Annotated in this window: 5 protein-coding genes; 4 read left to right on the forward strand and 1 reads right to left on the reverse strand. The window is 27.3% G+C overall.

Annotation, left to right across the window (positions count from 1 at the left end; translation table 11 throughout):
* Positions 1-78 precede the first annotated feature (78 nt).
* The 4 genes from AJ885_RS09820 to AJ885_RS09835 all read left to right on the forward strand — a co-directional run bounded on the left by AJ885_RS09820 (position 79) and on the right by AJ885_RS09835 (position 1,680).
* On the forward strand, positions 79-708 hold the full coding sequence (locus AJ885_RS09820) for a helix-turn-helix transcriptional regulator (RefSeq protein WP_070281255.1): 630 nt from the start codon (positions 79-81) through the stop codon (positions 706-708).
* A gap of 80 nt (positions 709-788) precedes the next feature.
* Positions 789-1,109, forward strand: a complete 321-nt coding sequence (locus tag AJ885_RS09825; protein ID WP_002865000.1) for a hypothetical protein — start codon at positions 789-791, stop codon at positions 1,107-1,109.
* Between the two features lie 9 nt (positions 1,110-1,118).
* The gene (locus tag AJ885_RS09830) at positions 1,119-1,313 is read left to right on the forward strand and encodes a hypothetical protein (RefSeq protein WP_002875224.1); all 195 of its coding nucleotides are present in this window, start codon (positions 1,119-1,121) and stop codon (positions 1,311-1,313) included.
* 79 nt (positions 1,314-1,392) lie between these two features.
* Positions 1,393-1,680, forward strand: a complete 288-nt coding sequence (locus tag AJ885_RS09835; RefSeq protein ID WP_002865289.1) for a hypothetical protein — start codon at positions 1,393-1,395, stop codon at positions 1,678-1,680.
* 27 nt (positions 1,681-1,707) lie between these two features.
* Here the strand turns inward: AJ885_RS09835 and AJ885_RS09840 are convergent.
* On the reverse strand, positions 1,708-2,460 hold a 753-nt coding region (locus AJ885_RS09840; protein ID WP_083262095.1), incomplete at its 5' end, for a DNA adenine methylase.

The raw sequence follows: 2,460 nt of genomic DNA on the forward strand, positions 1-2,460 counted from the left end.
CTTTCAAATCAAAAGTTTTTAATTGCTTTTTGAAATTTTATGTTTAAATTCTTTGAAATTAAAATCAAAGGATTTAAAATGCAAATGCAAGAAGTGATTGAAAAATTAAAAGATATACTTGCAAGTGAAGGTAAGCGTGATTTAAAAACCAAAGATATAGCTAAAGAACTAGGAATTCATCCTGATACTTTTAATTCCATGAAATTTAGAAACTCCATTCCTTATCCACAAATCCTAAACTTTTTAAATCAAAGAAATATAAGCATTAATTATTTCTTCTATGGAAGTTCCCCAAAAGATCAATTAGAATGTGAGAATAAATATAAAATTTTAAAGCTTTATAAAACAAATGCAAGTTTAGGTGGAGGTGGTATAAATGATTTGATTGATAGCTCTGATTTAATCATCGATGAAAAGGTTTTAAACTTTTTTGGAAGTAAAGAATGTGAGTTTATCACTTGTTATGGAGAGAGTATGGAACCACTTATAAAAGATGGTTCAATTTGTGCAATAGATAGGAATAAGGCTTTTAAAAATAAAAGCATTTGTGTGATTAATACTAGAGATGGACTTTTTATAAAACAAGTTTTAAAACAAGTTGATGGAGTGATTTTACACTCTTTAAATCCTTTATATAAAGATATATTTTATAAAAATGGAGATTTTTTACTAATTGGTGTAGTAATTGGAGAACTTTCTAAGATGTAACAGTACACAATAAGCTAAGTCAAGCTAATCTCACAGAGAGTGTAAAACACAAGGTTGTTCTATCGAAAAAGGAGATAAACATGAAAGATATCAAAAATTACACCGATAAAGAATTAAAAGAAAAAATCATACAAGATTTAGAGAGTGAATTTAGGATTTTGTACAAAAAGCTTTTAAAAGAAAAAGATTATCTTGCTAGAGATAATATATTAGAGCTTATGACTATTTATAATATGGGCATAAACTCTTATTCAATCGCTAAAAGATTTGAGATGAATGAAGATAAAAGTCTTATACAAGTTCCTTTGTTTGAAAGATATATTATAGGTAGAAAATTTGTAGTTAAATATAATGATGAAAAACAAAGATACGAATTAAAAAGTACCTTTTGTGAATTTTAAGGAGAAAAGATGAAATATCCTAATGTTTATGTGAAATTAGTTGGCGAAGATGGCAATGCTTTTAGTATTCTAGCAAGAGTAAGCAAGGCTTTAAAAAAAGCAGGTGTAAGCAAAGAAGAAATAAGTAATTTTCAAAAAGAAGCCATGAGTAGTGATTATAATCATTTATTAAATGTGGTGCAAGATTGGGTTAATACAAATTGATTTCAAAAAGATGTCAAACAACAGCACACATTCAGCCAAGCAAAGCTAATCTTGTCTTATCAAAACAAAAGGAGATAAGATGAGTAAAGTAATAGTAGATATCAAAAAAGGTTTTAGCAAGACTTTTATAAACGCAATTTGCAACCATAACAATGAACTTGTTTTAGAATATCTTAAAAATGGTATGAGTGCAACTAAAGAATGCATGGGCGAAGAACCTATGTTTTATGCAATAACTCATAATAATTTTGGAGCGATTTTACTTTTATTAAAATACGGTGCTATTTTAGATAAAGAGTATCTAGAAGAAAGCAATAAAGATTTTAGCAAAGAAGCTCTAAAGTTTTTAAGCTCTTTACTAAAATAAAAGAGAGTATTTTTACTCTCTTAGCTTTTAAAAATTCATAATCAAAAGCTCTTTACTTTCTTTTCTTTTTAAAACATTATTATTTAAAGAATACCTTACTTTTAATTCCTTAATATTAAAATCTTTATAAAGCTTTCTTATAAGCTCACAATCATTATAAGAAAGCATAAATTTACCCTTGATATTTTTAAGCAAATTACATAAAAGTTCATGTTCTTTTAGCCCAAAACCTCCTGTGTTTTTATAATAATTCTCAGTCCCTACATAAGGTGGATCTAAATAAAACAAAGCTTCATTATAATCATATTCTTTTAAAATATATTCAAAGCTTTTATTTTCAATACTGGCATTTTTAAGTCTTTTTGTATGTAAGCTAAAATCCCTACATAATCTCTTTGGTGCTCTTTGTTTACTCATAGCAAATTGTCCCATACTTGAACCAAAAGAAGTACTGATAAGATAAAAATAAAAAGCAGCCCTTTCTAAGTCATTTCTTGGCTTAATTTCTTTATTTTTAAGCATATGAAAGATTTTTCTACTTATTATCATAGAATTAAGCACATTTGCTAGGCTTTGGGGTTTGTTTCTTATACAAAGATGTAAATTAATAAGCTCGTCGTTAATGTCATTAATGACTTCTATTTTTGAAGCACTTTTTTGATAAAAAACACTTAAAGCTCCTCCAAAGACTTCAATATAGCTTTTATGCTCAGGCATTAAAGCGATGATTTCTTTAGCTAAATAGTTTTTACCACCCACCCAAGCAAACGGAGCTTTTAG

The organism is Campylobacter sp. BCW_6464, assembly GCF_001762775.1.
Taxonomy (GTDB): domain Bacteria; phylum Campylobacterota; class Campylobacteria; order Campylobacterales; family Campylobacteraceae; genus Campylobacter_D; species Campylobacter_D jejuni.

Bases quoted from the DNA above. Each gene is read 5' to 3' on its own strand.
- AJ885_RS09820 (WP_070281255.1), top strand. From the start codon at position 79: ATGCAAATGCAAGAAGTGATTGAAAAATTAAAAGATATACTTGCAAGT.
- AJ885_RS09825 (WP_002865000.1), top strand. From the start codon at position 789: ATGAAAGATATCAAAAATTACACCGATAAAGAATTAAAAGAAAAAATC.
- AJ885_RS09830 (WP_002875224.1), top strand. From the start codon at position 1,119: ATGAAATATCCTAATGTTTATGTGAAATTAGTTGGCGAAGATGGCAAT.
- AJ885_RS09835 (WP_002865289.1), top strand. From the start codon at position 1,393: ATGAGTAAAGTAATAGTAGATATCAAAAAAGGTTTTAGCAAGACTTTT.